Annotated in this window: 4 protein-coding genes and 2 pseudogenes; 1 reads left to right on the plus strand and 5 read right to left on the minus strand. The window is 67.3% G+C overall.

What is annotated here, in order from left to right; all coding sequences use genetic code 11:
• From AC1VAN_RS16170 to AC1VAN_RS16185, 4 genes and pseudogenes are all read right to left on the minus strand, one after another.
• Window positions 1–912: pseudogene (locus AC1VAN_RS16170) on the minus strand (penicillin-binding transpeptidase domain-containing protein); the annotation flags it as partial.
• A gap of 3 nt (window positions 913–915) precedes the next feature.
• Window positions 916–1,401 carry a rod shape-determining protein MreD gene (mreD, locus tag AC1VAN_RS16175; RefSeq protein WP_025877251.1) on the minus strand — a complete coding sequence of 162 codons (486 nt, stop codon included), beginning with the start codon at window positions 1,399–1,401 and terminating at the stop codon, window positions 916–918.
• Window positions 1,398–2,525, minus strand: coding sequence for a rod shape-determining protein MreC (mreC, locus tag AC1VAN_RS16180; RefSeq protein WP_442252015.1), 1,128 nt, complete (start codon window positions 2,523–2,525; stop codon window positions 1,398–1,400). Before mreC ends, mreD begins: the two co-directional genes overlap by 4 nt.
• Window positions 2,526–2,646: 121 nt before the next feature.
• Window positions 2,647–3,693 (minus strand): rod shape-determining protein, encoded by a 1,047-nt coding sequence (locus AC1VAN_RS16185; protein WP_025877255.1) that lies wholly within the window; start codon window positions 3,691–3,693, stop codon window positions 2,647–2,649.
• Window positions 3,694–3,962: 269 nt separating this feature from the next.
• On the opposite strand from AC1VAN_RS16185, the pseudogene AC1VAN_RS16190 reads away from it, so the two are divergent.
• Window positions 3,963–4,682, plus strand: a pseudogene (locus tag AC1VAN_RS16190) (carbohydrate kinase family protein); the annotation flags it as partial.
• 184 nt (window positions 4,683–4,866) lie between these two features.
• Here the strand turns inward: AC1VAN_RS16190 and AC1VAN_RS16195 are convergent.
• Window positions 4,867–5,926 (minus strand): LTA synthase family protein (locus AC1VAN_RS16195; protein ID WP_480986188.1); only part of this gene is annotated, 1,060 nt, incomplete at its 5' end.

A 5,926-nucleotide genomic window follows, 5' to 3' on the forward strand; every position in this document is an offset into this window, starting at 1 on the left:
GCGATGGACTTGCGCAGATCGGTCCAGCCGTGACCGCCACGATGTGAATCACCCCAGCCACGCGAGGTGCCCGGCAGGTAGAACATGCCGGTCGACAGCACCTTGTCCTCCGGACGGCGGACGCCCGAATCGAGGCCGGCCAGGCCGATCAGCGGCTTCAGGGTCGAACCGGGGGCAACGCCGCCGAGTACCAGGCGATTGAACTGCGGGCGCGACGGGTTGTCGTTCAGCGCCTTGAAATCGGCATGCGAGATGCCGTTGACGAACAGGTTCGGGTCGTAGGACGGCAGGCTGACCATCGCCAGCACTTCACCGGTACGCGGGTCCATCGCCACGGCCGAACCTTCCTGATCACCGAAGGCAGCCACCATCGCCCGCTGCAGGTCGGCGTCGATCGACAGCCGCAGGTCGGCGCCGGATTGCGCAGCGACACGACCGATGGTGCGGATCGCGCGGCCCTGCACGTTGGTCTCGACCTGCTCGTAGCCGACCTTGCCGCGCAGTTCCTGCTCGTAATAACGCTCCAGGCCGGACTTGCCGATGTGGGTCAATGCGGCATTGCCCTCGCCGAGGATCTCCAGATCCTTGTCATCGACCCGGCCAACGTAGCCGATGATGTGCGCGAAGAGGTCGCCATAGGGATAGCGACGGGTCAGGTACGGTTCCAGCTCGACGCCGGGAAAGCGCCAGCGGTCCACCGCGAAGCGCGCCATTTCCTCATCGCTCATGCGCAGCTTCAGCGTGACCGGCAGGAACTTGCGGCGCGCCTTGCGCGACTTGTTGAACGCTTCCAGCTCTTCCGGGCCCCAGGCCCAGCAGGCAGACCAGCACGCCGAAGAAGCCCAACGCCGCACGGCGCCGGAACTGTTCGGCTTCGGCGTGCGGATTCTTGACCTGGCGGCGCGGCAGCATGGCTCAGCGCCCGCGCTTGCCGAAGCGCACCGCGTCCAGCAGTACGAACACCAGCGGCCATAGGCCCATGCCCAGCAACGGTGCCCACCAGTACGACCACGGCAGGGTCGGCTCGCCCACCAGGATATGGACCAGCGCGCTGACGATGCGATCGTTGAACAGCAGGCCGCCGATGGCCAGCATCTGCTGCGACATCGGGAAGAAGCGGATGCGCGCGCGGAAGCGCTGCAGGATGAAGGCCAGCATCACCAAGCGCAGCGCCTGCTCGCCCAGCACCCCGCCATACAGCAGGTCGGCGACGACGCCGCTGGCGAAGGCGATGCCGAGGCCGACGCGCTCGGGTGCTTCGATGACCCAGTAGGCCAGCACCAGTGCGAGCCAATATGGACGCAGCGGCTGCAGCAGCGCGGGCAACGGCAGCAGGCCCAGCAGCAGGGCCACCACCAGGCTGGCCGGCAGCACCCATCGGTTGTCGCGAAGGCGGCTCATCGCTGCGCCTCCGGCTGCGGTTGGGTGGGCTGCGGTTGGGTGGGCTGCGGTTGAGTTTGCTGCGGTTGCCGGCCAGCGGCCGGCACTACCGGGGAGGGCTGCATCGTCGAAGGCGCGGGGGCCGACGAGTTCGTCGCAGAAGGGGACGGCTGCCGGCCAGCGGCCGGCACTACCGGGGTAGCCTGCGTTGCTGCAGGCGCGGGGCCGGTCGGCAGCGCTGTGGCATCGGCCGGGCCACCGGGAGCGGCCTGTTCCATCTGCAGGCGCAGGTTCGGCGGAATGCGGATCGCAGCGCCGGGGCGCAGCAGCAGCACGTCGCGACCGCGATCAAGCTGCGCGGCCGGTTTCAGTTCGCCCACCAGGAAGGCATGGGTATCGTCCGGGCGCAGCCCGGTGATGGTGCCGACCGGGAATCCGGCAGGGAAGCGGCCACCGAGACCGGACGTGACGATCTCATCGCCCACTTCCACGCCGGCGCTGAGCGGGATGTCGCGCAGTTCCAGCTTGTCGCCGCGGCCGTAGACGATCAGGCGCACGCCATTGCGGGCCACGGTCACCGGCACCGCGTGGTCGGGGTCGGTCAGCAACAGCACGGTGGAGCTGCCCGCGGTCACGCTGATCACCTGGCCCATCAGGCCGCCGGAATCGATCACCGCCTGGCCGACGTGCACGCCTTCGCGGCTGCCGGCGTCCAGCACCAGGCGCTGTTTGACCGGGTCCAGGTCGATGTCCAGGATCGGCGCCAGCTGCACGTCCAGGCCACTGCGCTCGGCCACGTTCAGCAGTTCGCGCAGCTGCGCGTTGTCCAGTGCGGCGGTCTGCAGGCGGGTCAGGCGGGCGTTGGCCAGCAGCAGCTGGTTGCGCAGCTCGCGGTTCTCGGTCACCAGCTGGCCGTGGCTGGCGGCGGTGTCGCGCACCTGGCCGCCGAGCTTGCCGGGCAGGCCGGCCAGGGCCCACACCGGCTGCACCAGGCTGTTGGCCTGCTCGCGCAGACGCGCCAGCCAGCCAGCCTGGTCGTCGAGGACGATCAAGGTGATTGCCAGTGCGAGATAGGCCAGCAGCCGCAGCGGGCTGGCGGCATCACCGGATCGGGAAGCGACGGGAGGTCCGGCGTAGGGCGGCACGGCAGCGATTCAACTGGCAGAAGGCGGAAGGGAAACACGCGGGCGCCCCGCCGGTGCCGACCCGCCGATGTGGCGGGCCGCACCCCGGAGGGGCGCTGCGGGCGCAGGCAGCCGGGACGGCTTATTCCGGCGCAAAGAACTCGTTGCCGTGCATGTCSACCAGYTCCAGCGCACGACCRCCRCCGCGGGCCACGCAGGTCAGCGGGTCATCRGCCACCTGCACGTGCAGRCCGGTTTCCTCGGAAATCAGGCGGTCCATGTCGCGCAGCAGGGCGCCACCACCGGTCAGCACGATGCCGCGCTCGGCGACGTCGGCGCACAGTTCCGGCGGGGTCTGTTCCAGTGCCAGCTTGACCGCGCTGACAATGCCGGACAGCGGCTCGTGCAGCGCTTCAAGCACTTCGTTGGAGCTGATCTTGATCATCTTCGGCACGCCCTCGGCGAGGTTGCGGCCGGAGATTTCCATCTCGATCGCTTCCGCCTGCGGGTAGGCACAGCCCAGTTCGACCTTGATGCGCTCGGCGGTGGCTTCACCGATCAGCATGCCGTGGTTGCGGCGCACGTAGTTGGTGATCGATTCGTCGAAGCGGTCGCCGCCGATACGCACCGAGGCGGAATAGACGATGCCGTTGAGCGAGATCACCGCCACTTCAGTGGTGCCGCCGCCGATATCGATGACCATCGAGCCACGGGCCTCGGTGACCGGCATGCCGGCACCGATCGCAGCCGCCATCGGCTCTTCGATCAGGAACACGTCACGGGCACCGGCCTCYTCGGCCGATTCCTTGATSGCGCGGCGCTCGACCTGGGTCGAGCCGGCCGGCACGCAGACCAGCACGCGCGGGCTCGGGCGCAGGAAGCGCGACTTGTGCACCTTCTTGATGAAGTGCTTGAGCATCGCTTCGGTGTAGGTGAAGTCGGCGATSACRCCGTCCTTCATCGGGCGGATGGTGGTGATGTGGCCCGGGGTACGGCCAAGCATCTGCTTGGCCTCGGCGCCAACGGCTGCCACCGACCGGGTACCACCAATGGCGCGATCCTGGCGCACAGCGACCACGGACGGCTCGTTCAGCACGATTCCCTGCCCACGCACATAGATGAGGGTGTTGGCCGTGCCCAGGTCGATGGACAGGTCATTGGAGAACATGCCGCGCAGTTTCTTGAACATCTGGGAGTTGATCCTGAGGGGTGTCGCGCCCAACGCGGGATGGCGAAAAAATGGGCAGAAATCGAGGTCGACAAGCCTAGCAACCTGCCTGCCGCCGAGCAAGGAGAAAACTAGCTGAACCCGCGCCTTCACAGGCTTTCGGCCTGATCGGGCATCACCCGGTTCTGGCCCTGAGCGGCACCAGCGGGTAACCTTTGCGCCGTCGGGCGCCCAAGGGCGCCGTTTGCTTGCCTGCCTAAGTGGGCAGGCCCACCCCAAAATTCACCGCATACGGCCCGTACCGCGAGCACTTCGATGCCCTGGGCATCGACCTCACCCGCGTGCGCGTGATCGATGAGCTGTTCACCCCGCAGGCGTTCATCACCACCGACCACGACAACAACCAGATCACCGCCTTYCACCCGGGCGCGATGATGCGTTCCTACGAAAACCACGTGCGCGACGTGCCGGGCGTCAGCCTGGGCCTGGTCGGCCCGGACGGCCGCGAAGGCATGATCCAGAACGCGCTGGAATTCCACGAAGACGGCGTGCCGTTCATCTTCGACCCGGGCCAGGCCATGCCGCTGTTCAACGGCCCGGAACTGCGCGAGTTCATCGAGCAGGCCGATTACGTGGTGGTCAACGACTATGAGTCGAACCTGCTGCAGGAACGCACCGGCTGGAACGAAAAAGAGATCGTCAGCCGGGTCAAGGCCTACATCACCACCCGCGGCCCGAAGGGCGCAGTGATCCACACCCCGGAAAAGAGCTACGACATCCCGCCGGCGCACGAGCGCCGCGTGGTCGATCCGACCGGCTGTGGCGACGCGTTCCGCGCCGGCCTGATCTACGGCATCCAGAAGGGCTTCGACTGGCTGACCATCGGCCGCATGGGCAACCTGATGGGCGCGCTGAAGGTCGAGCACCCGGGCACCCAGAACCAGCGCTTCACCTTCGATGAGTTCAACGAGCAGTTCAAGCAGCAGTTCGGTTACGCGTTGAACGCGTAAACGAACTGCCCGCGCATTTCTCCTTATCCCCGCGCCTTCGGCGCGCCCCCTTGAACAACAAGGGGGCTCTCCACCCGAGGCGCTATCGGGAATGCTTCTGGCGGGAATGCCTCTGGTAGGTGTCGACCTTGGTCGACACTGCCGGCCAACGGCCGGCACCGCATCGCCGCCCCGCCCTTCCGGCTCAGGGCCTGGCCTTCGGCAACCGGTACAGCTCTTTTTCGTAGGCCAGCGTGCCCCACATCGCGTAGGCATGTGCGCGCCGTGCCAGTTCCGGCCGCAGCGGCTGCGGCTGCAGCTGGTCGCTGGCCGGGTCGTAGCGGAAGCCCTGCGCTGGCTTGTCCGGCTGCAGGATGGCCACGTCGTTGCCCTCCATCCACGCCAGATTGCGGTCGTACTGCATCAGCGCGCGTCCGGGCTGCAGCCGCTGCAGGTCGGTCAGGTCCTGGCCAACGGTGGGGGTGGCATCGGCAATGCCCAGCAATGACAACAGCGTCGGCGGCAGATCGATCTGGCTGACGATGCGGGCATCGCGGCGCGCCTCGATGCCGCCGCCAAGGATCAACCCGGGAATATGGAAGTTGCCGATCGGCACCATGTTCCTGCCGAACACCCGCGAATCATGGTCGGCCACCACCAGGAACACGGTGTCCTGCCAGTACGGTGAGGCCATCGCCTTGCGGAAGAACTCGCCCAGCGCGTAGTCGGCGTACTTGGCGGCGTTGTCGCGGGTCTGCTTCGGTTGCTCGTACAGGTCGATTCGGCCGTCGGGGAACTCGAAGGGATCGTGGTTGCTGGAGGTGAACACCAGGCCGAAGAACGGCGTGCCCTGCGCTTTCAGCTGCCGGAACTGCTGGTCGGCGCGAGCGAACAGATCCTCGTCCGACGCGCCCCAGGAGCCGACGAAGGCCGGCTTGCGGTAATCCTTGCGGTCCACAATGCGGGTGAAGCCATTGGCGAGAAAGAACTCGCGCATGTTGTCGAAGTGGCTTTCACCGCCGTAGTAGAAGCCGGTGTCGTAGCCATGCCGCCCCAGCACATCGGCCAGGGTGAAAAAGCGCTGGCGGCTGGCGGGCAGCTTCACCACCGATTCGGCCGGGGTCGGCGGGAACCCGGTCAGGACCGCCTCGATGCCGCGCACCGAACGCGTGCCGGTGGCATACAGCCGCTCGAACGCCCAGCCCTGCCTGCTCAGGCGGTCGTAGCTGGGCGACAGCGGTCGTCCGCCGAGACTGCCGATGAAC

The sequence above is a fragment of the Stenotrophomonas sp. 05L44_2 genome, assembly GCF_056665995.1.